The 25,230-nt window shown below is 61.4% G+C and carries 22 protein-coding genes and 1 other RNA gene; 11 read left to right on the top strand and 12 right to left on the bottom strand.

Translation table 11 applies throughout. The annotated features are described in order from the left end of the window. Positions 1 to 14: 14 nt before the first annotated feature. The 4 genes from NOX35_RS09630 to NOX35_RS09615 form a co-directional block, all read right to left on the bottom strand. Positions 15 to 1,748, bottom strand: a complete 1,734-nt coding sequence (locus tag NOX35_RS09630; RefSeq protein ID WP_256496479.1) for a methyl-accepting chemotaxis protein — start codon at positions 1,746 to 1,748, stop codon at positions 15 to 17. A gap of 430 nt (positions 1,749 to 2,178) precedes the next feature. Beyond that, the gene (locus tag NOX35_RS09625) at positions 2,179 to 3,942 is read right to left on the bottom strand and encodes a methyl-accepting chemotaxis protein (RefSeq protein WP_256496478.1); all 1,764 of its coding nucleotides are present in this window, start codon (positions 3,940 to 3,942) and stop codon (positions 2,179 to 2,181) included. Between the two features lie 140 nt (positions 3,943 to 4,082). Beyond that, positions 4,083 to 4,610 (bottom strand): inorganic diphosphatase, encoded by a 528-nt coding sequence (gene ppa / locus NOX35_RS09620; protein ID WP_182286454.1) that lies wholly within the window; start codon positions 4,608 to 4,610, stop codon positions 4,083 to 4,085. Positions 4,611 to 4,836: 226 nt separating this feature from the next. Then, positions 4,837 to 5,361, bottom strand: a complete 525-nt coding sequence (locus NOX35_RS09615; protein ID WP_256496477.1) for a DUF962 domain-containing protein — start codon at positions 5,359 to 5,361, stop codon at positions 4,837 to 4,839. Positions 5,362 to 5,422: 61 nt separating this feature from the next. Here NOX35_RS09615 and NOX35_RS09610 point away from each other — a divergent pair, with 61 nt between their 5' ends. The 6 genes from NOX35_RS09610 (at position 5,423) to NOX35_RS09585 (ending at position 10,741) form a co-directional block, all read left to right on the top strand. Next, positions 5,423 to 6,235, top strand: coding sequence for a Crp/Fnr family transcriptional regulator (locus NOX35_RS09610; RefSeq protein ID WP_256496476.1), 813 nt, complete (start codon positions 5,423 to 5,425; stop codon positions 6,233 to 6,235). An 80-nt stretch (positions 6,236 to 6,315) separates the two neighbouring features. Further along, positions 6,316 to 7,002, top strand: a complete 687-nt coding sequence (locus tag NOX35_RS09605; protein WP_256496907.1) for a DUF2889 domain-containing protein — start codon at positions 6,316 to 6,318, stop codon at positions 7,000 to 7,002. A gap of 97 nt (positions 7,003 to 7,099) precedes the next feature. Next, the gene (gene moaA / locus NOX35_RS09600) at positions 7,100 to 8,242 is read left to right on the top strand and encodes a GTP 3',8-cyclase MoaA (protein WP_256496475.1); all 1,143 of its coding nucleotides are present in this window, start codon (positions 7,100 to 7,102) and stop codon (positions 8,240 to 8,242) included. Beyond that, complete coding sequence (gene mobA / locus NOX35_RS09595) at positions 8,235 to 8,900, top strand: molybdenum cofactor guanylyltransferase MobA (RefSeq protein ID WP_256496474.1); 666 nt, start codon at positions 8,235 to 8,237, stop codon at positions 8,898 to 8,900. The genes moaA and mobA overlap by 8 nt, the downstream gene beginning before the upstream one ends. A gap of 87 nt (positions 8,901 to 8,987) precedes the next feature. Next, the gene (locus NOX35_RS09590) at positions 8,988 to 10,361 is read left to right on the top strand and encodes a molybdopterin molybdotransferase MoeA (RefSeq protein ID WP_256496473.1); all 1,374 of its coding nucleotides are present in this window, start codon (positions 8,988 to 8,990) and stop codon (positions 10,359 to 10,361) included. A gap of 53 nt (positions 10,362 to 10,414) precedes the next feature. Then, a complete protein-coding gene (locus NOX35_RS09585; RefSeq protein WP_256496472.1) occupies positions 10,415 to 10,741 on the top strand; it encodes a thioredoxin family protein in 327 nt (108 codons plus the stop codon). A gap of 27 nt (positions 10,742 to 10,768) precedes the next feature. On the opposite strand, the gene rnhA is transcribed toward NOX35_RS09585, so the two are convergent. Beyond that, positions 10,769 to 11,218: a ribonuclease HI gene (gene rnhA / locus NOX35_RS09580; protein ID WP_003056672.1), complete on the bottom strand. Its 450-nt coding sequence runs from the start codon at positions 11,216 to 11,218 to the stop codon at positions 10,769 to 10,771. Continuing rightward, positions 11,215 to 12,048 (bottom strand): class I SAM-dependent methyltransferase, encoded by an 834-nt coding sequence (locus NOX35_RS09575; RefSeq protein ID WP_182287147.1) that lies wholly within the window; start codon positions 12,046 to 12,048, stop codon positions 11,215 to 11,217. Before NOX35_RS09575 ends, rnhA begins: the two co-directional genes overlap by 4 nt. 19 nt (positions 12,049 to 12,067) lie before the next feature. Between NOX35_RS09575 and gloB the strand changes: the two genes are divergently transcribed. Further along, positions 12,068 to 12,841 carry a hydroxyacylglutathione hydrolase gene (gloB, locus tag NOX35_RS09570; protein WP_182286448.1) on the top strand — a complete coding sequence of 258 codons (774 nt, stop codon included), beginning with the start codon at positions 12,068 to 12,070 and terminating at the stop codon, positions 12,839 to 12,841. Continuing rightward, positions 12,841 to 14,373: a transglycosylase SLT domain-containing protein gene (locus NOX35_RS09565; RefSeq protein WP_182286447.1), complete on the top strand. Its 1,533-nt coding sequence runs from the start codon at positions 12,841 to 12,843 to the stop codon at positions 14,371 to 14,373. Before gloB ends, NOX35_RS09565 begins: the two co-directional genes overlap by 1 nt. Positions 14,374 to 14,503: 130 nt before the next feature. On the opposite strand, the gene recR is transcribed toward NOX35_RS09565, so the two are convergent. The 3 genes from recR to dnaX all read right to left on the bottom strand — a co-directional run bounded on the left by recR (position 14,504) and on the right by dnaX (position 17,742). Beyond that, on the bottom strand, positions 14,504 to 15,094 hold the full coding sequence (recR, locus tag NOX35_RS09560) for a recombination mediator RecR (protein ID WP_043007509.1): 591 nt from the start codon (positions 15,092 to 15,094) through the stop codon (positions 14,504 to 14,506). A 128-nt stretch (positions 15,095 to 15,222) separates the two neighbouring features. Then, complete coding sequence (locus NOX35_RS09555; protein WP_003066189.1) at positions 15,223 to 15,555, bottom strand: YbaB/EbfC family nucleoid-associated protein; 333 nt, start codon at positions 15,553 to 15,555, stop codon at positions 15,223 to 15,225. 27 nt (positions 15,556 to 15,582) lie between these two features. After that, complete coding sequence (gene dnaX, locus NOX35_RS09550; protein WP_256496471.1) at positions 15,583 to 17,742, bottom strand: DNA polymerase III subunit gamma/tau; 2,160 nt, start codon at positions 17,740 to 17,742, stop codon at positions 15,583 to 15,585. 103 nt (positions 17,743 to 17,845) lie between these two features. On the opposite strand from dnaX, the gene ffs reads away from it, so the two are divergent. Continuing rightward, positions 17,846 to 17,941, top strand: an RNA gene (gene ffs, locus NOX35_RS09545) — signal recognition particle sRNA small type. Positions 17,942 to 18,264: 323 nt separating this feature from the next. Here ffs and rimO read toward each other — a convergent pair. Then, complete coding sequence (gene rimO / locus NOX35_RS09540) at positions 18,265 to 19,671, bottom strand: 30S ribosomal protein S12 methylthiotransferase RimO (RefSeq protein WP_182286445.1); 1,407 nt, start codon at positions 19,669 to 19,671, stop codon at positions 18,265 to 18,267. Between the two features lie 857 nt (positions 19,672 to 20,528). On the opposite strand from rimO, the gene NOX35_RS09535 reads away from it, so the two are divergent. Continuing rightward, positions 20,529 to 20,909 (top strand): MerR family transcriptional regulator, encoded by a 381-nt coding sequence (locus NOX35_RS09535; RefSeq protein ID WP_182286444.1) that lies wholly within the window; start codon positions 20,529 to 20,531, stop codon positions 20,907 to 20,909. 75 nt (positions 20,910 to 20,984) lie between these two features. Further along, on the top strand, positions 20,985 to 21,572 hold the full coding sequence (locus NOX35_RS09530) for an NAD(P)H-dependent oxidoreductase (RefSeq protein ID WP_256496470.1): 588 nt from the start codon (positions 20,985 to 20,987) through the stop codon (positions 21,570 to 21,572). A gap of 174 nt (positions 21,573 to 21,746) precedes the next feature. Here NOX35_RS09530 and NOX35_RS09525 read toward each other — a convergent pair whose 3' ends face one another. Further along, a complete protein-coding gene (locus tag NOX35_RS09525; protein WP_256496469.1) occupies positions 21,747 to 23,858 on the bottom strand; it encodes a site-2 protease family protein in 2,112 nt (703 codons plus the stop codon). A 5-nt stretch (positions 23,859 to 23,863) separates the two neighbouring features. Then, a complete protein-coding gene (locus NOX35_RS09520; protein ID WP_256496468.1) occupies positions 23,864 to 25,189 on the bottom strand; it encodes an efflux RND transporter periplasmic adaptor subunit in 1,326 nt (441 codons plus the stop codon). Positions 25,190 to 25,230: the final 41 nt, after the last annotated feature.

Below are 25,230 nucleotides of genomic sequence, written 5' to 3'. Positions count from 1 at the left end.
ACTCCAGGAGACATTCAGAAGGTTTCCCAGTCATCCTCATCCAGCGAGGACTTTTGCGCATTACGGGCAGCAGCGGATTCGCCAGCAACAGCCCCTCCCATCAATGAGCGCGGGGCTGCCGGCATGGTGGCAGGACGGGCGGCCACACGACGGACAGGCGCCTGACGCGCCGGGGCGGCAGCCTTGGGGGCCTGGTCATGAAGCGCACTGGCAGGCAGCTGGAAGACGGCCACAGCCTGAACCAGATCCTGCGCCTGCTTGCGCAGCGCACCGGCGGCGGCGGCACTTTCCTCCACCAGCGCCGCGTTTTGCTGCGTCGTCTGATCCATCTGCGTCACCGCCTCGCCAACCTGGGCCACGCCCTGGCTCTGCTCCTGGCTGGCGGCACTGATCTCGGCCATCAGATCCGTCACCCGGCTGATCGCCGACACGATGTCGGCCATGGTGGCACCGGCCTTGTCCACCAGCTGCGTGCCCTGCTCCACCCGCTGCACGCTGGTGCTGATCAAGGCCTTGATTTCCTTGGCGGCCTCGGCGCTGCGCTGGGCAAGGGTACGCACCTCGCCCGCCACCACGGCAAAACCACGGCCCTGCTCGCCGGCGCGCGCCGCTTCCACGGCCGCATTCAGCGCCAGGATATTGGTCTGGAAGGCGATGGAGTCGATGACGGTGATGATGTCGGCAATCTGCTGGCTGCTGTTGTTGATGCCCTTCATGGTTTCCACCACTTCGGCCACCACGGCACCACCCTGCGCTGCCACCTGGGAAGCATTTACCGCCATTTGATTGGCGGCACGGGCGTTGTCGGCGTTCTGGCGCACAGTAGAGCCCAGCTGCTCCATGGAGGCGGCGGTTTCCTCCAGCGCACTGGCCTGCTCCTCGGTGCGACCGGAGAGATCAGCATTGCCCGAGGCAATCTGCGAACTGGCCGAGGCCACGCCTTCCGCGTTCTGGCGTACCGAGCGCACGGTCTGCACCAGACTGCTTTGCATACGCTCCAGGGCGCTGAGCAAGCGGCCTGTTTCGTCCTCTCGCTCCACGCGGATGACGCCGCTCAGATCCCCATTGGCCACACGGTCCGCGGCCTGCACCGCCTGCTCCAGCGGCGCACGGATGGAACGCACCAGCCAGATGCCTGCCCCTGCAGCCACCAGCACCGCCATCAAGGCAGCCAGGGCAAGCATGCTCACGGCCCGGTCGTAAACTCTCTCCGAAGCCAGAGTCTCGCCCCTTGCCACATCGCTGTTGAACTTGATCAGCTTTTGCAGGGTCACCGAAGACTGGTCATAGAGCTTGAGAGATTCGCCTCCCAGCAATTGCTTGGCCTGCTCTTTATCGCCTCGACGCGAAATTTCGAACAGTTGCTTGTTCAATTCGACGTAACGCTCCCGTTCGCGCAGGAACTGCGTGTACAGCTCGCGCTCCTCGGCAGTGACAATCAAAGGTTCATAGAGCTTTTTTGCCTCCGCCAGGTGTTTCTGCAATTGCTCGAATTGAGCTTCCACCTGAGCCATATAGCCAGGCTCGTCATTGTTGACATGCCGCAACTCGAGCAGGCGGGTGCGCGCCAGATCAGTATTGAGTGTATTGATCACTTCCACACTGGGCAGGGCATTGCCGGTGATGGTTTCAGCACTGGAGCGCATGGAGCGCAGCTGCAGCAATGCCATGGCGACCACCACGACCAGCAGCAAGACCAGAACCCCGAACGTGCCGAGAATCCGCGTGGAGATTTTGATGCTTTTCATTGATTGCACCTCCCTCTATTACCAATTAGTTTTTATAAATACTTCTTTTGAATCCATACCCACGAAGCACAAGAATTCAATTTTTCTGTTCGATCGGAAAATATCTCCCTGAATGGCATACCAGAGATGGAATGGTCCTTGATAGCAGCTCATATGTTATCAATTGTTTCCAGTTTCATATTCCTTGCCTATCTTCAAGAGCTTACAGTCATGTAGGCAGTCACTTACGTTGCACTCGAGTTACTAAGGGTTACCGACCAGTGACAGCCGAGATTCTCGATGCCATAGCAACCTACATAGCCCTGAAAAAGCATCAAGCCACCCCTCTTCTTGATCAATATCAAGACAGTTTCAAGAAAGCTTGTAAAAAAACCCCGACAGCATTCGCTATCGGGGTTTTGAGTCGGAAGTCGTTGAAACCGGCAATGCCTCAGAACTGTTCCCAATCCTGATCATTGGTCAAAGCGGGCTGAGCCGTTTTGACCGACGCTGGCACAGGCTTGCGCTGGCCTTGATCGACTAACGCTGCAGCCCTCGAGCCAGCGCTCATGCCGGCCTTTGCAGCCGGCTCGACCCGATTGTTCAGCGCCGCAGTGGCAAAGCTCTGGGCCTGATTGCCCAACTGAAAAATCGCCACCGAATCGACCAGTGCCTTGGCCTGGCGCTGCAAAGAGTCGGCGGCTGCCGCGCTCTGCTCCACCAGGGCCGCATTCTGCTGCGTGGTCTGATCCATCTGGGTGACGGCTTCGCCCACCTGAGCAACGCCCTGGCTCTGCTCACGGCTGGCTGCGCTGATCTCGCCCATGATGTCCGTCACGCGGCCGATGGCCGTCACGATCTCGGCCATGGTGGCGCCGGCCTTGTCCACCAGTTGCGAACCTTGCTCCACGCGCTCCACGCTGGCATGGATGAGCTGCTTGATTTCCTTAGCCGCCTCGGCGCTGCGCTGGGCCAGCGTGCGCACCTCGCCCGCCACCACGGCAAAGCCACGGCCTTGCTCGCCGGCACGTGCCGCTTCCACGGCCGCATTCAGGGCCAGGATATTGGTCTGGAAGGCAATCGAGTCGATGACCCCGATGATGTCGGCGATCTGGCGACTGCTGTCGTTGATGCCCTTCATGGTGTCCACCACCTGGGCAACCACATCCCCGCCGCGACCCGCGACATCGGAGGCATTCTTTGCCATTTGATTGGCTGTCTGGGCGTTGTCGGCGTTCTGGCGCACGGTCGAACCCAGCTGCTCCATGGAGGCCGCCGTTTGCTCCAGGGCACTGGCCTGGCTTTCGGTGCGTGCCGAAAGATCCGCATTGCCCTGGGCGATTTCACTGGACGCCAGGGCCACGCCATGGGCATTGCCGCGCACATCCTGAACCACGGAGGACAGTTGCCGACGCATGTCTTCCAGCGCATTGAGCAGCAAGCCCATTTCATCGCGGCGCTGGTTCTTCACCACCATGCCCAGCCTGCCGGCAGCCACGGCCTGCGCCAACTCAACTGCCGTGGCCACGGGAGCCGTGATGGCACGTGTCATCGCAATGCCGACCACGGCGGCAAACAGCACCACCAGCGCCAGCGTACCGAGCAGCCAGTAGCGGGCCAGCTCGAAACTGGACTTTTCGGCCTTCTGGGCCTGGGCCGCATTCTCGAGCTGCAGCGTCATCAGCTTGCCCGTGCTTTCCGCCAGCTGGCTGAAGGCCTGCTCGGACAACCCGGCAAAAAACAGCCCCAGCTCGTCGGCCATGCCGGCCTGGCTGTCCACGGTGTTGTAGTCGCCGTCGCGAGCACGCGCCAGCAGTTGCTCGTGCAGCTTCAGGAAATTCGCCTTGTTGGCCTGATAGCCCTCGTAGGCCTCGCGCAGCGGCTGGCTGGCAATCAGGTCGTTGACCACTTTTTCCTGCTCGGCGATGGTTTTCAGGCGCTGCAGGATCTGCTGCTCGTAGCCTTCGATCTCGACCAGCGTGCGAGCGGTGGCGATGCCCGCCTCATGGCGTCGCAGCCGGTTGTACTCGGAGCGCATGGAGGCTGCGTTGTAGACGCTGGGCAGCGCCACTTCGGAAACCTCACGGCCCGCTGCATGAATGCTCGATAGCTGCAACCAGGCCACCAGGCCGAGCAATGCGGAGAAAAACACCAGCGCCGTAAAGCTGACGCCCAACTTGGTCCCCACGCGCCAGTCCGAAATCTTCCAACTCATGCGCTCCCCCTCGTATCTATCGATGCAGGCCATAAAAAAAACGCACCAAGCGAGATCCGCCAGGTGCGTTTCAAATTGTATATATACAGATTGCGAAGCTTCTCTGCAAGTAAAGGTTAGAGACCCTTTACTAGTTTGGATCAGCCCTTGTAGTTGGCGATACCGTCCACGATTTCCTTGTGTGCCACGTCCACGCCCTTCCAGCCCAGAACCTTGACCCACTTGCCCTTTTCCAGATCCTTGTAGTGCTCGAAGAAATGAGCGATCTGCTGCAGGGTCAGCTCATGGATGTCGCTGAGGTGGTTGATCTTGTCGTAGGAAGGCAGCAGCTTCTGTGTGGGCACAGCCAGAACCTTGCCGTCGATGCCGGACTCGTCTTCCATCTCCAGGATGCCGATGGCACGGCAGGGCACGACCACACCGCTGGGCAGGGGGAAGGGAGTCATCACCAGCACGTCCACGGGGTCGCCGTCGCCAGCCAGGGTCTTGGGCACATAGCCGTAGTTCACGGGGTAGTGCATGGCTGTGCCCATGAAACGGTCCACGAACAGGCAGCCGGTTTCCTTGTCCACTTCGTACTTCACGGGAGCCGAGTTGGCCGAGATTTCGATGACGACGTTGAAGACTTCAGGCGTCTTGGAGCCGGGGGTCACATTGTTCAGAGACATGATGGTTGGGAGAAGTAATACAAAAAGCCCGCCAGAGCCAACAAAGCATCGGCACCTGAGGGTCAGCCCGCGATTTTAGGCGCATGACCCTAACGCAGGCATTACATATTTGAAAGATGCACGCGCAGTTGTGTATTACCGCCAGGCGCCGCCGGCCGCGACACCCATGAAAATTCACTCAAACCAATATGCACATAGCCGACTTAGCTCTCAGAACGAGAGCATTTCAGGCGCTCACCGGATGCCGGCGACGCACGGGACCGCTGCGCTGCTCCACCGCCGCCTGCACCTCCTTGCGCAGCCCCAGAGCAAAACCCAGCTCGGCCACCACAAACAGCGGGCCTATCAGCAGACCCATCACATCGTCAAGAAAAGCGGGCTTGCGTCCTTCCCAGTAGTGACCGACGAACTGGATCACCCAGCCCAGCACAAAAAGGCCCAGCCCCCAGGCCAGCCAGCTCCCCATGGGCTGCGCGGCGACAGGAGTCGCCAGCGCCAGCATGGCGGCCAGCAACACGCTCATGAACAGGCCGTAGCGCCCGTCGAGCCGCCAGTAATACACTGCTGCAGCAACCGCTGCCAGAAGGGCCAGAGAGATCGGCATACCGCCAAGCGCTCCCCATTGCAGCCTGGCCAGCAGAATCACCACCGCCTGCATGATCATGGGCACACCGATGTAGTGCGTGACGATATTGCGCGGGTCGCGGTGGTAGTCGGCGTAGTTCGACAGTTGATCGATTAGGGTTTTCATCGCTGTATCTCCTGGTCGCTTGTCAGAGCATGGTGGCGCAGCATCAACCTTGCCGTCTGTCATGCCACCGACACAAGCGCTAAACCCCTCACCCAGGCCTGTACTGGCCTCAGTGCCCACTGCACGCAATCGCGGCAGCTTCGAGCATGTCAACTCCAATGATCTCTGGGCCATCGTGCAGGCCGGCCGCTGGTTCCGCTCACTGCCGCCGGAATTGACCGCCCAGATGCAGCAACTGGCCCAGCCAAGGCTGCTGGCCGCCGGCGAATGGCTGTTTCGCCGCGGCGATGCCCCCTGCGGCCTGTATGCGGTGGCCAGGGGCTCGCTCAGCATCTCCGGCACGGCAGCACTTCAGGAAAACACCCGCACGGCCTTGCTGACCTTGATCGAGCCGCCGAGCTGGCTGGGCGAGATCGCCCTCTTCGATGGCGAGCCCCGCACCAACGACGCCTGCGCCAACACCGCCTGCGCCCTGCTGCATATCCCTATACCGCCGCTGCGCGAATGGCTGGATGCCAACCCGCATTGCTGGCGCCACATGGCCCTGCTGCTGACCCACAAGCTGCGTGCCAGCCTGATCGCGTTGGAGGAGCAGACCGTGCTGCCGGCACCGCAGCGCGTGATGTGCCGTCTGGTGCAAATGGCCATGGGCCACGAGCAATGGGCCGACCGCATGCGCACCCACCGCGAGCTGGCCGTCTCGCAGGAGCAGATTGCACGCATGCTGGGCCTGTCACGCCAGACTACCAACCAGATCCTGCAGGAGCTGCAGCAGGCCGGCTGGCTGCAACTGCGCCGCGGCAAGCTGGAAGTTCTCGACCTGGCCGCACTCAAGGCAGCCGCACTCACCGGGGAAATACCCACGAGCAGCTAAGCGCTGCCAGCCTGGCTCGGGGTCCCCCGTCCCGCCCCGCTGTCCGCTTGGTGCTGGACAAGACTGCTATCTCTTTGATAATGAAACCGGGTCTGATGCACCAGACCCGGCTCAAGATCATCGCGGGCGACCCAGCCGAGTTCCGACATGGCGTCGTTGTCGCCCGCCATAACAACGGATACCCCATGCCCCTGTCTCCCAGTGCCAGCCGCAAGCCAGCCCCCATCAATATGCGCGACGTCAAATACCGGGGCTATGCCCGCGATGACGGCATGTGGGACGTGGAAGCCGAGCTTATCGACCAGAAAACCTATGACATCGAGCTGCACGGCCGCCGCAAAGTGCCGGCAGGCAAGCCGATTCACCATATGTGGATCCGCCTGACCATCGATGCCGACATGGTGGTGCACGGCATAGAGGCCGCCATGGACGAGCACCCCCTGGGCCACTGCCCCCAGGCCACAAAGTCCATGCAGAAGATGGTGGGCTGCTGCATAGCCCGCGGCTGGCGCCGTGCCATTGCCGACAATCTGGGCGGGGTGGTGGGCTGCACGCATCTGCGCGAGCTGCTGTTCAATATGGCAACGCCCGCTTTTCACACCGTGCTCAACCAGTTCGGCCCCAATGGCTCGGGCCTGCCGCCACGCCATCTGGGCCAGTGCCTGGGCTGGGACTTCAACGGCCCCGGCGTGGCCGAGTTCTACCCCGAGTTCAAAGGCTGGAAGCCGCTCGCTCAGCAACCCGCGGAAACCACTATAAAAGACTGATCCGCAATACCATCAAGCGCTAACAGCTATCAAATTTGATAAGCCACAACAAGCCCGCAGCCGGCCCGGACTTCGCGCTTGCGGCACAATCGAGCCCATGGCAGAACGTGTGATCCCTTTGGTCGATGAACGTGCGGCGACCCGCAACGCAATCGTCCCCAGCCCCCTGCAAGCCCCTACCGGGTTGCTGCAGGATCAATGGGGACGGCCTTTGCGCGACCTTCGCATCAGCGTCACCGACCGCTGCAACTTCCGCTGCAACTACTGCATGCCCAAGGAAGTTTTTGACAAGAACTACCAATATCTGCCCCACAGCTCGCTGTTGAGCTTCGAGGAAATTACGCGCCTGGCCAGGCTCTTTGTCGCCCATGGCGTGCGCAAGCTGCGCCTGACCGGCGGCGAGCCGCTGCTGCGCAAGAACATCGAAGCCCTGATTGCCCAGTTGGCCGAGCTGCGCACGCCCGATGGCCAGCCGCTGGACCTGACACTGACAACCAACGCCTCGCTGCTGGCGCGCAAGGCACGCGCCCTGAAGGACGCCGGTCTGAACCGCGTGACCGTCAGCCTCGATGGACTGGACGATGCCGTGTTCCGGCACATGAACGATGTGGACTTCCCCGTGACCGATGTGCTGGCCGGCATCGAGGCTGCACAGACTGCGGGCCTGTCGCACATCAAGGTGAACATGGTGGTCAAGCGCGGCACCAATGACGACCAGATCCTGCCCATGGCCCGCTACTTCCGCGGCACGGGCATCACGCTGCGATTCATCGAATACATGGACGTGGGAGCCACCAACGGCTGGCGCATGGACGAGGTACTGCCCTCGGATGAGGTCATAGCCCGTCTGCGCGCCGAGCTGTCGCTGATCCCGCTGGCCCCCAGCGCCCCGGGCGAGACCGCCGTGCGCTGGGGCTATGCCGATGCCAGCGGCCGACATGATCCGCAACTGGGCGAGGTGGGCGTCATCAGCAGTGTGACCCACGCCTTCTGCGGCGACTGCAACCGTGCACGCCTGTCCACCGAGGGCCAGCTCTATCTGTGCCTGTTCGCCAGCCAGGGCTGGGACTTGCGCAGCCTGCTGCGCACCGGTGCCAGCGATGCCGAGATTGCAGCCGCCATTGCCCCCATCTGGCAGCAGCGCGATGATCGGTACTCGCAAATGCGCAGCGAAATGCCCCCCGATGTGGCGCCGGTGCGGCAAGGTCGGCGCATCGAGATGAGCTATATCGGTGGCTGACTCACGCATCGCCCCCGAACAGATCACCGGTTGCGTGCTGGCTGGAGGACGCGGTGTGCGCATGGGCGGGGTGGACAAGGGCCTGCAAAGCTTTCAAGGCTTGCCACTGGCACTGCATGCATTGCAGCGCCTGGCTCCGCAGGTCGGCCCCTTGCTCATCAATGCCAATCGCAATACAGAGGCTTACGCCGAGCTGGGTCAGCCACTGGCTGCCGAGGTCTGCGCCGACAGCCTGCCCGACTACCCCGGCCCGTTGGCGGGCTTCATGGCCGGACTCGCGCATTGCCGCACGCCATGGCTGCTGTGCGTGCCCTGTGATACGCCGCTGCTGCCCCTCGATCTGGCTGCGCGAATGCTGGCGTCGCGTGGCGATGCCGATATCGTCATCGCTCACGGCTGGGATACCGAGCATGCCCAGCCAGGGCTGCCGCCGCAACTGCGCGCCCAGCCTGTGTTCTGCCTGCTGCGGGCAGGGCTCGCCTCCAGCCTTGAGCGCTTCATCACCGGCGGCGGCCGCAAGATAGACGCCTGGACCGGCCAGCATCGCAGCGCCCAGGCCGTATTTGACCGCCCCGGAGACGAGCAGGCCTTCAGCAACGCCAACACGCTGGCCCAGTTGCTTGATCTGGAGCAAACCGCCCCCGAACGCCAATCCTGAGTCACCGGCACCACCTGCCACAAGCGTAAAGTGCCACGCAGCCCCATGGCCGCATCTTGTCATGAGGTTTCTTATTTTTTTGCTGTTATGACTGCGACTTTTCAACCCGCCGCTTCCACCAGCGCCCAGACGCTGACCACTGACCAGGTGCTGCAACAGCTGCAAGCCTTGCTGCAGCCGCTGGGTGCGGTCGCCGAGGTGGAAACCGTCGCCCTGCCCGATGCCCTGGATCGTGTGCTGGCAGCCGATGTGATCTGCCCCGTCAACGTACCGCCCCATGACAACAGTGCCATGGACGGCTATGCCTTTGCCGGCAGCGAACTGGAGCAGGCGTGGTCCGGCCAGCCGCTGATGCTGCGTGTGGTGGGGACGGCTCTGGCAGGAAGACCTTGGCAAGGCCGGCTTGGCGCGGGCGAATGCGTGAAGATCATGACGGGTGCGGTCATGCCGGTGGGTGCGGATACCGTAGTCGCCCATGAGCAGGCCAGCTCTGACGAGAAGTGCATTCAGTTTGACGGCAGTGCCCTGCGTGCAGGCGCCAATCGTCGCCTGCGCGGCGAAGACCTGGAGCAAGGCTCCGTGGCGCTGCAGGCCGGCCAGCGCCTCACACCAGCCGCCCTGGGTCTGCTGGCCAGTCTGGGACTGGGCCAGGTCAGCGTGCGGCGCCGACTCAGCGTGGCTTACTTCTCCACCGGCGACGAGCTGCTGACCCCAGGCGCCGAGCCGCGCGATGGAGCCATCTACGACAGCAACCGCTTCAGCCTGCAGGCGCTGCTGCGCCGACTGGGCGCCCATGTGCTGGACCTGGGGGCCGTGCCCGATGAACCGGCCGCACTGGAAGACCGCCTGCGCGAAGCAGCCACCCTGGCCGATGTGGTGCTGACCAGTGGCGGCATCAGCGCCGGCGAGGCCGATCACACCCGCGCGATGCTGCAGCGCCTGGGCACCGTGCAGTTCTGGCGGGTGGCCATGCGTCCCGGTCGGCCGCTGGCCGTGGGCCTGCTCGCTCCCGCCGGTGGAATCTCACTGACCAGATCGGCAGGCATCCCGATCAAGACAAGCGCAAGCAGCCCCCAAAATCAGAGTAATCCGCCGCCCACTCAGCGCCCGGCTGTGCTGCTGGGACTGCCCGGCAACCCGGTGGCCGCCATGGTGAGCTTTCTGATGTTTGTGCGCCCAGCCCTGGCCATGCTGGCAGGCGAACGCAGCACCCACATGCCATTGCTGCAGGCGATCAGCAGCGAGCGCCTGCGCAAACGCCCGGGCCGTACCGAATATCTGCGCGGCGTGCTCGAACTCGATGAGAAGGGCCAGACCGCCGTGCGCACCACGGGACCGCAAGGCTCGGGCGTGCTCAGTTCCATGGTCGCCGCCGACTGCATCATCGTGCTGGACGATGCGCGCGGCGATGTCCTGCCCGGAGAATCCGTCAATGTCCTGCTGCTGCAGGGTCTGATCTGAAGACGGACTTTCTGCCTGGTCTTCGACCCTCGATCCATTCTGGGAAATATTTCATGCCATACCAAGCCACCCACTGGGCCACAGAACCCACAAGGCAGGCCATCGATGCGCTCAAGGGCGCGAATTTGCTGGAATTTGGCGCCCCCTGGTGCGGCCACTGCCAACGCGCCCAGCCGCTGTTGCAGTCCGCGCTGTCAGCCCAGCCGGAAGTGGCGCACATCAAGGTGGAAGACGGTCCCGGCCGGCCGCTGGGCCGCAGCTATCGCGTCAAGCTCTGGCCCACGCTAATTTTTCTGCGTGACGGCAAGGAAGTGGCGCGCATCGTACGCCCCGAATCCGAACAACAGATCCAAGAAGCGCTGGCACAAATCACGAGCTGAGCCAGCGCAGCTGGCCCGGCTCCTGGCTCAGCCGTTCTTGAGCGCCAGCTCCACGCCCTTGTTAGCCAGCGCATCGGCGCGCTCATTGCCGGGGTCTCCAGCATGGCCCTTGACCCAGCGCCAGTCGATACGGTGGCCGCTGCCCTGCACCAGCGCGTCCAGCTGCTTCCAGAGTTCGACATTTTTGACGGGCTCCTTGGAAGCAGTGACCCAGCCCTTGGCCTTCCAGCCCTGTATCCACTCGGTAATGCCTTTGCGCACGTACTGACTGTCCAGATACAGCACCACATCGCAGGGACGCTTGAGCGCGGACAGCGCCTCGATCACGGCCTTGAGCTCCATGCGGTTATTGGTGGTTCCCAGTTCACCACCGAAGAGTTCTTTCTGCGCCGATCCGGCCTGCAGCAATGCGCCCCAGCCGCCAGGGCCGGGATTGCCCTTGCAGGCACCATCGGTATAGATCACAACTTGATTCAATTTTCTTCCTTGTTACGCCAGGACATGTCCGGCGGCTGCTTCTGGGTCACGGGCGCCTTCATGCCGGCCGGCACGCTGCTCTTGCGCCAGCTCGGGCTCATCAGCCGCATGCCCTGCACACGCTTGACGGCCACCACGCAATAGACGCCCCCCATCACCGGCCAGCAGCGGTGGCCCAGGCCTTCCATGAACTGCCAGCGGCTCAGCCACTTCTCACTTTGAGTGGCAGGACGATAACAGCCAAATTGCACTGCTTCGATCTCGAAGCTCAGCAAACGCAGCCAATCGCGCAAACGCCAATAACCCACACCCAGGCTCAAGTCCGGCAAATATCCCGCACTGCGCTCCACCCGGCGCTGCAAGCCCAGCAGACTGGAGGGGTTCAGCCCGCTGATCACCAGTCTGCCTTCCGGCACCAGCACCCGCGCAGCCTCGCGCAGCGCGGCATGCGGATCGTTGCAAGCCTCCAGCGTATGCGGCATCAGCAGCAGATCGAGGCTGGCCTCGGCAAAAGGCAGGGCTTCCGGGGCGGTTCTGAGCGCCGGCACCAACGGGGCAAAATTCTGTGCATCATCAGCGGGTGGCAGCGGCGGCGACACTGCGGTCGCCTTCGCTTGCGCTACAGTGCCTGCTTTTGCATCCGGAACGGGATCGAGGCCCTCCAGCGCCAGCCAGCGATGAGGCATGCGGTTGCTGCGCAGGCCTTGCAGCTGTGGCAAGCCCAGCTGCAAGGCGTGGTAGCCAAAGATATCCGCAACCGCCTCGTCAAAGCGCTGCTGCTCCCATTCCAGGAGATAGTGCCCGAGGGCTGAATCCGTCCAGTGATGCATCTCTATAATTTTGCAGCTCATGAACCTGTTGCCCATTCCCGCTTTTTCCGACAACTACATCTGGATGCTCCACGATGCAGAACATGCCGTGGTCGTCGATCCGGGTCAGGCCGAGCCTGTGCTGAGCACATTGGCACAGCGGGGCCTGAAACTGCAGGGCATTTTAGTCACCCACCATCATGCCGACCATGTGGGCGGCATCGATGCCATTCGCGCGGCCACCGGCGCCCCGGTCTGGGGCCCCGCCTACGAGTCCCTGCCGGAGCCCGTCACACGCGTGCAGGGAGGCAACAGCGTGGAGCTGCTCGGCGGCCCCTGGAGGGTCATCGATGTGCCGGGACACACCAGCGGTCATATCGCCTTCTTCAGCACACAGGCACAAGACCAGCCCCTGCTGTTCTGCGGCGACACGCTGTTCTCGGGCGGCTGCGGGCGCCTTTTCGAAGGCACGGCAGCGCAGATGCAGACTTCGCTGGACGCACTGGCCGCCCTGCCCGGCAACACGCTGGTGTGCTGCGCACATGAGTACACAATTTCCAACCTGCGATTTGCGCAAGCCGTGGAACCAAACAACCCGGAACTGGCTCAGTATCTGGAATATTGCCAGCAACTGCGCAAGAACGGGCAGCCCACGCTGCCCTCCACATTGCAGACCGAGCTGGCCATCAACCCGTTCATGCGAAGCCGCGCTGCCGATGTGATCGCAGCCGCCGTGCACCATGATCCTCAAACCAGGCCCGAGGAGCCCGCCAGCGTGCTGTCTACCTTGCGCCAATGGAAAAACGTTTTCTGATGAAGCTGCTATCCACCCTGCTGCTGACAAGCGCACTGATATTGACCGGCTGCGCCACCACCAGCAGCGTCGACCCCATGTATCCGAACGGCCCGCTCAAACCCCTGGGCCAGGGCAAAGTCGGCAGCTCTGAAGTCGCGGAGCTTGAAGCCACGGGCGATCTCTGGGTTCGCATCCGCAAGGGCTTTGCCATGCCCAATCTTGAGCAGGATCTGGTCCAGAACCAGGAGCAGTGGTATGCCACGCGCCCCGACTACATACAGCGCATGACGGAGCGGTCGAGCAAATACCTGTTCCACATCGTCGAGGAACTGGAGCGCCGCAATATGCCGACAGAGTTGGCGCTGTTGCCCTTCATCGAGAGCGCCTTCAATCCTCAGGCTGTCTCCAGCGCCAAGGCCGCCGGCATGTGGCAGTTCATGCCGGCCACGGGCACCTATTTCGACCTCAAGCAGAATGTCTTCCGCGATGATCGCCGCGATGTGCTGGCCTCGACCCGCGCCGCGCTCGACTATCTGCAAAAGCTCTACAACATGTTCGGCGACTGGCATCTGGCCCTGGCCGCCTATAACTGGGGCGAGGGCAGCGTGGGCCGCGCCATCAAGCGCAACGAAAAGCTGGGCCAGCCCGCGGGCTACCTTGATCTGCAGATGCCTGCCGAAACCCGCAATTACGTGCCCAAGCTGCAAGCCGTCAAGAACATCGTGGCCGAGCCCGAGAAGTTCAACACCGAGCTTCCCATCATCGAGAACCACCCCTATTTCCAGGCCGTGGATCTGCCGCACGACATCGACGTTGAGCTGGTGGCCAAGCTGGCCGATGTGAGCGTCAAGGACTTCAAGGCGCTCAACCCCAGCTTTCACAAACCGGTGATCTTTGCGCGCGCCACGCCGCAGGTGCTGCTGCCCTGGGACAACGCCAAGGTTTTCCGCCGCAATCTGCAGGCCTATAGCGAAGGCCAGTTTGCCAGCTGGACGGTATGGACCGTGCCCACCACCATCACCGTGGCTGAAGCCGCCCAGCGTGCAGGCCTGGGTGAAGCCGACCTGCGCGCCATCAACAACATCCCTCCACGCATGCTGATCAAGGCCGGCTCGGCTCTGATGGTGCCGCGCGATGCCAACGTCAAGACCGATGTGCCCGGCCATGTGGCAGACAACGGCCAGATCTCCTTCGCCCCCGAGATCGTGACCGTGCGCACCACGGTCAAGGCGCGCAAGCGCGATACCCTGGTCAGCGTGGCCAGCCGCTATGGCATCAGCGTCTCCAACCTCGCGGACTGGAACGACCTCAAGTCCACGGCATCCTTGCGCCCCGGCCAGTCGCTGATTGCCTACCTGCCCAGCCGCGCAGCCCGCAGCGCACGCGCCGAAGCCAACGACAGCCCACGCGAGTCAGCCCGCAATACCCGTGGCGGCAGCAAGGTGGCAGCCGCCAGCAAGAACACCAGAGCCGGCAGCGCGCCCGCTCCCCGTGGCGGCAAGAGCGAACCCAAGGCACGTGGCGGCACACCAGCCAAGAAGCGCAAATAAGTTTCGCCCCCCGCAAAAAAGCCCGCTGTCCGCAAAAACCAGCGGGCTTTTTCATCTCCACTCATTCAAAGAAATCAATAGCGGCACACGCGCGATATAAAAGCGCTGGCAGCCAATTCAAGCAATATTTTCAGCGCCTGTCCACCAGCGCGTGGGCAATCGTGCCGAGGTCCACATATTCAAGTTCGCTGCCTATCGGCACGCCACGCGCCAGCCGCGTGACCAGAATGCCGCGCGACTTGAGCGCCTCGCTGATGGCATGGGCCGTGGCCTCGCCCTCTGCCGTGAAGCTGGTGGCCAGAATCACCTCCTGCACCACACCGTCACAGGCGCGCTCCAGCAGCTGCTTCATGCCGATTTCCTTGGGACCCACGCCGTCGAGCGGCGACAGCCGCCCCATCAGCACATAGTAATAGCCCTGATAGGCCCCCGTGCGTTCCATGGCGGCCAGATCGGCCGGAGCCTCGACCACGCACAGCCGGGCCCCGTCGCGCCCGGCGTCATCACAGATGCTGCAGATAGCGCCTTCGGTAAACGTATGGCAGCGCTCGCAGTGATGAACAGAGTTCACCGCAGAATCCAGCGCCCGCGCCAGCTGCAGCGCACCAGCCTGATCACGCTGCAGCAAATGAAACGCCATACGCTGCGCCGACTTGATGCCCACGCCCGGCAGTCGGCGCAAGGCCTCGATCAAGGCGTCCAGAGATTGCACATCAGACACAGGCCTGTCCTTTCAGTCACCAGAAAAAAGGCGATCTGCCACTACGCAGATCGCCATTCATTCCCCTGCCCACAACGCTCGCATGCCCTAAGCCGGGGAAGCGGCACTGCCGCTCAGGGGGAAATCCGTCAGAACGGGAACTTCATTCCGCCGGGCAGGCCGGGCATACCGGCAGTAATCTTGCCCATCTTCTCGTTGGAGGTCTCTTCGGCCTTGCGCACAGCGGCGTTGAAGGCGGCAGCCACCAGGTCTTCCAGCATGTCCTTATCTTCGGCCAGCAGGCTGGGGTCGATGGTGATGCGCTTGACGTCATGCTTGCAGGTCATCACGACCTTGACCAGACCGGCACCGGATTCGCCTTCGACTTCAATATTGCCCAGCTCTTCCTGAGCCTTCTTCAGGTTGTCCTGCATGGCCTGAGCTTGCTTCATCAAACCGGCGAGTTGTCCTTTGTTGAACATGAGAATTCCTTCTTTTGTTGAAACGCCTTATTCAGGCTGAATAGATATGGGCTTGATGCTACCGGGCACGATTTTCGCTCCAAAGTCTCGCATCAAGGCTTGAACCTGCGGATTGCTTTTGACAATGTCCTCGGCCAGCAACTGGCTGGCTTGTCTTTCCAGGGCCAGTCGACGGGCAGGACTGTCCGTCACGGGCCCCTGCTCAACCTGCAATTGTCGCGCATGACCGGCTGCTTCCAGCGCAGCACGCAGACGATCACGTGTGCCAGCCTGATTGAGCGAGCTGGACTCCACGCGCAGTCGCCACAGATCGCCTTCACGCCCCAGCAGCTGCGACTGCAGCGCCAGCTGCCGCGCCACGGCCACCACGGCCTCGCTCTGCAGCAACTGCTGAACCACGCCAAACCACAGATCGCCCTCGGCTGTGCGCTCCACGGGGGTGGCATCCTGGGCCGTGCTGACATAGCCGCCGCTTGCGCTCTGGGCCGCAGGTTCGTCAGACTCCATGGGCGGCATGGCATGCAGGGGCTGGCCGACATCCAGGTCGGCATCATCGCCCCAGCGCCCATCGTCAGACCAGCCCTCATCGGGCATGCCTGCCCAGGCCGCCTCGCTGGCATCCTGCTCTTCGGGAGCATCAGCCATATCGGTGCCCTCTGCGCTCTCGGACGCATCGTCGGCGGGCATCTGGCCAGCCTCTGCGACTGCTTCATGATTCGCCAAGGGCGTGGGTTGCTGAACCGCAGCAGACTCAGGCATCACCGCAGGAACTGGCGACCGGGTCGACTCCGGGACGGCCTGCACCACCAGATCTGCTACGGAATACGCCGCTGAATCTGGGCGATCGGCAACTGCTTGAATCTGTTCTGGCTCGGCCATGCCGACCACTGACGCGGGCTCCTGTGCCGGTGCGGACTCCAGCGCGGATTCCACAACGGGCTGCACGGACTGAACCTTGGCCGGTGGTGCCTCCATCGCCGCTGGCGGTGAAGCCGGAGGCTGCTGAATCGGAGTCGGAGTCTGGACAACAGGCCGGCTAGGCCTCAGCGCCGGAGTTTTTTTTTCAGCCATGCCGGCGTCGGCGTTTTCCGGCTTGAAGGCCAGCAGCCGCAGCAGCGCCATGGTCAGTGCAGCGTACTCGTCCGGGGCCAGCCCCAGTTCTGCACGACCGTGCAGGCAGATGCTGTAGAGCAGCTGAGTCTCGTCGCGCGGCATCAGACTGGCCAGTCGGTCTACTTCGGCGGCCTCCGGATCGCTGGCATCCAGTGGCATATCGGGCACGGCCTGCAACACGGCCATGCGCTGCAGCACGGTGCACATTTCTTCCAGAGTCGATGCAGCAGACAGACCGTTGTGGCGCAGCTCTTCGGAGACTTCAACCACCGTACGCCCATGACCCTGCGCCAAGGCATCGATCAGGCGAAAGACATGGCTGCGATCCACGCTGCCCAGCATCTGGCGCACCGTCGCCTCCTGCAACTGACCGCTGCCAAAGGCAATTGCCTGATCGGTCAGGCTCAGCGCATCGCGCATGGAGCCACGCGCAGCACGCGACAGCAATCGCAGCGCCTGAGGCTCTGCCGGCACGCTTTCCTTGTCCAGCACATGGGTCAGGTGCTCCAGAACCGTCTCGGGCGCCATCGGGCGCAGATTGAACTGCAGGCAGCGCGAGAGCACAGTGACTGGCACTTTCTGCGGATCGGTCGTGGCCAGCACGAACTTCAGATATTCCGGAGGCTCTTCCAGCGTCTTGAGCATGGCGTTGAACGCGGTGTTTGTCAGCATGTGCACTTCGTCGATCATGAAGACCTTGAAGCGCCCCTGCACCGGCTTGTACACCGCCTGCTCCAGCAGGCTCTGCACCTCATCCACACCCCGGTTGGATGCAGCATCCAGCTCGGTGTAGTCAGGGAAACGGCCGCTATCGATTTCAGTGCATGCTGCACAAACCCCGCAAGGGGTTGCGGTGATTCCACCGTTACCGTCCAGGCCCTGGCAATTCAGAGACTTGGCCAGAATGCGCGACACCGTGGTCTTGCCCACGCCACGTGTGCCCGTGAACAGATAGGCATGGTGCAGGCGCTGCTGGGTCAACGCATTGGTCAGAGCCTGAACCACGTGCTCCTGCCCCACCATTTCGGTGAAGGTACGAGGCCGGTATTTGCGAGCAAGCACTAAATAAGACATAGCCTCTGATTCTACGGGGCCGGGGCATGCCAACAAGCCAGCTCCTGGAATCTCATTTCACAGCTCGCGGGGCTGTGTCGGTTTTGCATCTATAATCGAGCGTGACGGGCCTCCTCGCATGGGGAAGCAGCCAACCGGGTCAGGTGGGGAACCAAGCAGCCCTAACTGTGGATACAGTGCCGAGATCAGGCTCGTCACCTTTCGATGGAAACCTCTTTACAGACAAGAGGCTGTCTTCCGAGAAAGGCAATTTCTCACATGAATAACAAATGCTGCAGCGCTTTTCCCAGGAAAAGTGTTTCGTGCTGACGTCATGTCTTGGATCTCAAATCGACCCCGGAGGCGGTGCTGCCCCGATCAGAGACAAATCTGAGCCCTTCGTTGCATCAGGATCTTCCGCAGGCCATTGGCAGGCAAGAGCGACAACCAAGAGGCCAAGATATCGGATGCAAAAAAGGCCGCAGTCGCGGCCTTTTGTCTCTACTGGATTGAAATGGCGCCGTACAGTGACGCCATGAAAATTCAAACCGGAACACCCACCAGATCATGCCCCTGCGTACCCACGATGCGCACGCTGATCAGCTCGCCCACCTTGTAGGTCTTGCTGGCCTTCTCGGGCGGCTGGATGTGAACCACACCGTCGATCTCGGGAGCATCGGCATAGGTCCGGCCCACACCGCCCTTTTTGCCCAGGCTGACAGCCTTGTCCACCAACACCTTCATGACCTGGCCTACGCGACGCTGCAGACGCTTGGTGGAGACCTCCTCGGCCACCTCCATGAAACGCGCACGACGTGCTTCGCGTACTTCTTCAGGCAACATGCCGGGAAGTTCGTTGGCTGTGGCGCCTTCGACGGGACTGTAGGCAAAGCAGCCGGCACGGTCGATCTCGGCTTCGCGAATGAAGTCCAGCAGATGCTCGAACTCCTCCTCGGTCTCACCGGGGAAACCGGCAATGAAGGTGGAACGAATCACCAGCTCGGGGCAGATCTTGCGCCACTCGCGGATACGGTCCAGGTTCTTTTCGCCCGACGCGGGTCGCTTCATGCGCTTGAGGACATCGGGGTGGCTATGCTGCAAGGGCACATCCAGGTAAGGCAGGATCTTGCCCTCGGCCATCAAGGGCAGGACCGCATCCACGGTGGGATAGGGGTAGACATAGTGCAGACGCACCCAGGCACCGTGCTGCTGCGCCAGCTTGCCCAGCTCGTCGGCAAGCTCCAGCATGCGGGTCTTGACGGGCTTGCCGTCCCAGAAGCCGGTGCGGTACTTCACATCCACACCATAGGCCGAGGTATCCTGGCTGATCACCAAAAGCTCTTTCACGCCCCCTTCGAACAACGCCTTGGCCTCCTTGAGCACATCGCCAATCGGGCGCGAGACCAAATCGCCGCGCATGCTGGGGATAATGCAAAAGGTGCAGCGGTGATTGCAGCCTTCGGAAATCTTCAGATAGGCATAGTGCTTGGGCGTGAGCTTGATGCCCGCGTCGCCAAAGCTGCCAGGCACCAGGTCCACGAACGGATCGTGCGGCTTGGGCAGGTGGGTGTGCACGGCGTCCATTACCTCTTGCGTGGCATGGGGGCCGGTGACTGCCAGCACGCTGGGATGCACCTCGGCCACCATGGTGGAGCCGCCCTCTTTGCCAGCCTTGGCACCCAGGCAACCGGTCACGATCACCTTGCCGTTGGCTGCCAGAGCTTCGCCAATAGTGTCCAGACTTTCCTTGACGGCATCGTCAATGAAGCCGCAGGTGTTGACGATGACCAGATCCGCGCCTTCAAAGGTCTTGGAAGTCTGGTAACCCTCGGCGCTGAGCTGCGTGAGAATCAGCTCGCTATCAGTCAAGGCCTTAGGGCAGCCCAGCGAAACAAAGCCCACCTTGGGGATTGTGGTTTGCGTGGGGCTAACGGAGTCGATTGATTTCATTTGATTTTTCCAGCAGCGCAGCGTCTACGCGCCAAGCAGAAATTTTATTTCAACGGCCAAATCAGCAGACTCGACTCTGTTGTTCGAGCCAGCTACACGCACGATGAAAACTGGTAAACGAAAAAGGCGCTACCGCTTCTATAGCTGTAGCGCCTGTATTCTGAGTGGTTCCGAGTGGTTCCACGAGATTGAAGCTCGCGACCAACGGATTAAAAGCCCGAGTCATCAACAAGCATTGACACGGCCAAAAACAGGTTATTTGAATGATTTTACCAGTTGCGCACCCAGGCTGCTCGCGCCCTCCAGGTCTTTCCCCCCAAAGCTCAGGTATGCGATGGAAGCTTGCAACTACCCTCCTCGGCCTGGCCAGAGACATCCCGTAGTTCCCCCTCAACGCTCGCTACCGCGAGCCCGGCCAATATGGGCAGAAAAGCAGCGGCTGCAAGGCATTGCTCACCAGAGGCAAGCCGTTAGCAGAAGATTCTCGACAAGCTCTGAACATGCCGACAAACCGGGCGCTTGTCTTGTATGCGTGCACCAAGACAGACCGGCACAAAGACCAAATCCACTCCACCTAGGAATCGCTTGCATCATCCCCCGCGAAGCGAGCACACCTGACATGCCAGTTTGCCAGGGCAGCACCGAAATTTGCCGCTATCGAGCCATGGGATTGCCGTAAATTCGCACGATAGCCCCTGACAAGGCCCAGAGCCGTGAGCCGCCTGTCGCGAACACTCGAAATTCATGGATCAACAACTCCCACAACACATTCAAACGACTCCAAGCATTCATGCAACCTGAGCCAACAGCCCTTTCAGCAAAAAAGACACATGCTTCCAAGCGTACGGGAGTCGCCTATGCGTATCGGTGAACTCGCCGCGCTCACAGGCTGCACGCCCAAGGCACTACGCCTGTATGAGGCGCACGGCTTGCTCGGCACCGTGGCACGCCGGGGCAGCTACCGCAACTACGGCCCCGAAGATGTGCAGCGCGTGCAGTGGATCCGCCAAGCCCTGGCGCTGGGTTTTCGTCTGGCTGCTCTACAGCCGCTACGCAGCATCGATACCCCGGCCGGTGCCGCCGCCGTCCAGGCACTGCTCCAGACCCGGCGACGTGCCATTGCCGACGAGCTGGCGCGGCTGCTAGCTGCCGACGCAGCCCTGGCTGCATTGACCATGGAACTGAGCACATGCGACGGTGCCAAGACATGCCGTTCACCGGAGCAACTCTCCACTTGACGTAGTAGGGCTTGACTCTGTCCCGAAGGACAAGGTGATGCTGACGGCTCACGAACTCAAGCCTCCTCTATCACCATGTCCCGTCGCATCCTCATCATCCTCGGCCAGCCCTCCTCCAACAGTCTATGTGCTGCCTTGGCGAGTACCTATGCCGATGCCGCACGTCACGCCGGAGCCGAGGTCCGATTGCTGGAGCTGGGTGAAATGCAATTCGACCCCATCCTGCGCCACGGATACGAGCACAGCCAGCCGCTGGAGGCCGACCTGAGGGGCGCTCAGGTCGACATTAGCTGGGCGCAACATCTGGTGTGGGTCTATCCGATATGGTGGGGCGGACTACCGGCACTGCTCAAGGGCTTTCTGGATCGCATCTTCCTGCCAGGCTTCGCCTTCAAATACCGGGCCAACTCTGCATTGTGGGACCGCCTGCTGGCCGGCCGCACTGCTGAACTGCTTGTGACAATGGATTTTCCCCCTTGGTACTACCGATGGATACAACGCCAGCCAGGTCACCGGCAAATGAAGCAGAGCATCCTTGAGTTCAGCGGGATCCGGCCCGTGCACGTGCACAGTTTCGGCCCGGTGGTCAAGTCCAGTGCTGCCAGGCGCGCCGCCTGGATAGAGCGCGTACGCACGCTGGGCACTCGTGCAGGCTTACGCTGACAGCGTCCTTCCTTAGTAATCACCCACCGTTCTTCGCTGCGGCAGGAAGGATCGGCAAGCCACACGATTTTCGCTCCGTGAAACTCCACGCGACCAAGGAGTACGGCCACAGACCGCTGCGGGGCGGATGCATCGAACGGTTGAATCGCCGCCCATTGCAGTCATTGATTGAGGCTAAAAACCTGCCTCCCTCCAAAAGACACTTGTTGCAGTTTTCACAAACTGCGCAGCAGCCGCTTCCCATTTGCCGCGAATGCTGACTCTGCCACGCCAACGGTGTTGCAAAACAGCGTCCGTTTCAAGCGGTGTCACCACATCCAGCACCACTCTGTAGACCGGACGCTCCGGGTATAGGGTGCCTTGCATGCTTCGGACCTGAACCATGCCGCCAGCTGCCGCAGACAGCGCAGCTTCCGAGAGCGTGCGACTCGCATCTCGATCAACGCTGCGCACCATCAAATCCAGTACCGGCCCCACACCAGCGTCGGCGATAAAAATTGCGCTGTCGCCGATGCTGATGCGTTGAACATCTTCTTCCTGCACATAGACAAGAACCTCCAGTCGATCGCTGCCAACGACTCTACCCAGCAATTCATTCCGGGCCAGCCAGTCTCCCGTTCGAAGATCCGGATCCACGTCGCGCAGCACTCCAGCGCCCGAGGCATGCAGACGGTAACGACTGGCTTCGGTTTCCACCGCCTGCTGTTGAGTGGCCGCCTGCAGCTGACGCTCTTGCAGAATCTGCCAGTCCCTGCGCAGCTCCGAGTCGAAACCTGCTGCCGCTATTTGCTGCGAATACTGGGCCCTCTGCGCATCGTTCCGAGCCTGAGCGGCCTTGAGAGCCGGGGAGTCCAGCATAAAGACTGGAGCATCAACCTCGACCATGCGTGCGTCGCCAAGCATTTGCTGCTGCAGCTGCGATGCATCAAGCGCATGCAAAGGCCATATCTCGCTGGATTGCAACATACCCTCCGTACGGATTGGGGCAGGCAGGGGCAGCCAGCAAAGTGCAACAAGTACAAAAGCTACGATGCCACTCCAACGTGCTCTTCGACTACGGACGATCTGAGGCCAGCGCAAATGCCATGCTGCAATCTCGGACCAGAGAGGCTTGGCAATGAACCACACAATCTCCACCAGAAACAGCAAGATGCCCAGCACCTTGATGAAGAAGTGATACACCAAGGCGGCAATGCCCAAAAAAAGAACCAGTCGATAAATCCAGGTAGCCCAGGCAAACAAGATAAGCCCGCGACGTTTGACAACGGTAAAAGACTCCGGGGGAGGTTCACCGAGCTTGAATAATTTCTCTCTGAGATCCCAGCGTGCCAGCGCAAAGGCACGTGAGTGCAGATTGGGCATCTGTAGAAAATCGGACAACAGAAAATATCCATCAAAACGCATGAACGGACTTGCATTGATGACCAGCGTGCTGACCCATGTCGTAGTGGCCAGCAAAAAGGCCATGGACTTGGGGGTCCCTTCAGGTAACCAGACCCACGCCAGCAAGGCCCATGCGGCAATCATCAGCTCCGTTGCGATGCCAGCGCCCGCGACCTTGAGGCGCTGATCGCTCCGGGTCAATTTCCAGACCTCGTTGGTATCGGTGTATGCAACCGGCCAAAGCACCAGGAAGGCGACACCCATGGTCGGGACGCGGCATCCAAATCGCTTGGCCATCAAGCCATGCCCCAGTTCATGAAGCACCTTGACAAACCCTAGCGTCAGTCCATAGGCCAGCAGTCCTTGCCAGGTCAGCGAATCAACCAAGGTCGCAGTAAACACACCCCACGCGCGGGAAACGCCCCAAAGTCCAGCGCACAGAGCCAGCAAGGTATTCCAGCCGAAAGTTCGGCTGAAAAGAAAGTCCAGCCGCGGCGCCCACCGTGTCAGCCAGCGATCAGGCCTGATCAGCGGAACCCGGAAAAAGAGGTAGTTATGCAAAAGCCATTGCATCCAGCTTGAACGCCTGGACTGCCACCGCTCGGCCAGCGTGCCGGCACTATTGGGAAGTGGCTCCAACAGATCATTGCGCTGCGCAAACTGCAAAAGCGCATTCACGTCTTCCTCACGAAGCGTCAATGTCGTTTGAGCACAGACATCTTGCACAATCGCGTCAGCGACGCCCAGATGCCAGCGCTTGAACACCTCAAAGCTGGCCCAGTCCAGCTGAAAGAAAAGGTTGCGCACGGGATCATGCAGGGTCCAGCTCGGTTGACCATCGGGCAGCACAGGACCGGGAAGCAGGTCCAGTTCTTCACGCAAAGCAGGCCATGCGGTACTCATGGGACTTACCAGGCAATAAACTGTCGCAGGACGGCCCAGGGCTTGCGCAGAACCCAGTAGGCCAAGGGTACCCAATCGCCTTGCAGCTTGGCGGTACCTTTGAGGCCGATACGGGCCTCCTCCTTGGCGAGCGACATGGACGCACGCACTCGATAGGCGTAGCTGCCATCTGGCCTGGCATTGGCGTCATACGCCATATACCGTAGCTTGCCCTCCAGCCCTGCCATGGGATTCGCTGCCAGATACAGCTTCACTGTGGAGCCCTGGGCCAATGGAATGGCATCACCGATGGGAACCCAGGCCTCGATTTCCACCTCATCGGGCCGGGCAATACGCATCACCCGCTCGCCGGTCTGCACAGGCTTGCCTAGCCATTCGGTGGGAGAGTCAAACAAAACCATGCCATCTTCAGGTGCCAGCACCCGGCTGCGCTCACGCTGATCGCTCAGATATTGCACATCTGCGCGCTTCTCACCTATGCGCCCGACGAGCGCTGCAAGCTGAGCCTTGGAGCGAGCGTCGCCCAAGGCCAGTTGGGCAGATTGTCGATATTCGGCTTCAGCGGTCAGCAGAGCTTGCCGGGCAACCTCCAGCCGACTGCTGATCTGGGCCTCATCCAGTCCAAACAAGCGCTCGCCTTTACGTACCACTTGATTGGGCTGGACATGAATTTGATCAATGACGCCATCCAAAGGCGCTCTCAACACCACAGGCTGCGCGGCAACGAGCTCACCAGGAGCAAGCACGCTCATGTGCACAGGCACAGCGCCAAGCACAAAAATTCCGCCCAGGATCCAGGTAGATTTTTTTTGCCACCCGCTTTTGGCGTTGACTCTCGATGCCGCAGGTTTTCGCCAGAATCTGGGCTGGCCTGCCTGCACTGCAGAATAGGCATGAAACCAGATATGACCCCATTCGGCGAGAAGCGGAAAGCGCTGCTCTTCAATTGCCTGCGCTCCCGAAAGAAGCAGTCCGCCTTTAGAAACAGGCTTTTGGCTATCTTGCAGCAGAGGCACCCATACCGCATAGGGCCCCAGCCATTCGTTCCATGAGCTTGCCAACTCGGGAGGAAGCTGAGCCGGTTCAATGCGCCGAACCTGAATCGGTTGCTGCGCCTGGAGAAACTGGCATACCGCATGCAGCCATTGGGCATAAGGCGTATTTCTATCCGTCTCTACCACGCCAGATAGGGCTGTTACCCCGCCGTCATCCAGCCACAAACATGCTTGACGGTAAGGTACGAGCAAACGGCTATCGTTGACCAGCAAAAACCGCAGTTCGGCATTACTGCGTGCAGCCCTGGCGCGATGCCCCAGCTCAAGCAGCAGCATTGCCGGGTTCACGCTCTGAGGAAAAACGGCTGCGTTCATGG

Origin of the sequence: Comamonas sp. C11 (genome assembly GCF_024496285.1) — a bacterium.
Taxonomy (GTDB): domain Bacteria; phylum Pseudomonadota; class Gammaproteobacteria; order Burkholderiales; family Burkholderiaceae_C; genus Comamonas; species Comamonas testosteroni_F.
The sequence above is the reverse complement of the archived record's forward strand: the minus strand, read 5'-3'. Positions and strand labels throughout refer to the sequence as shown.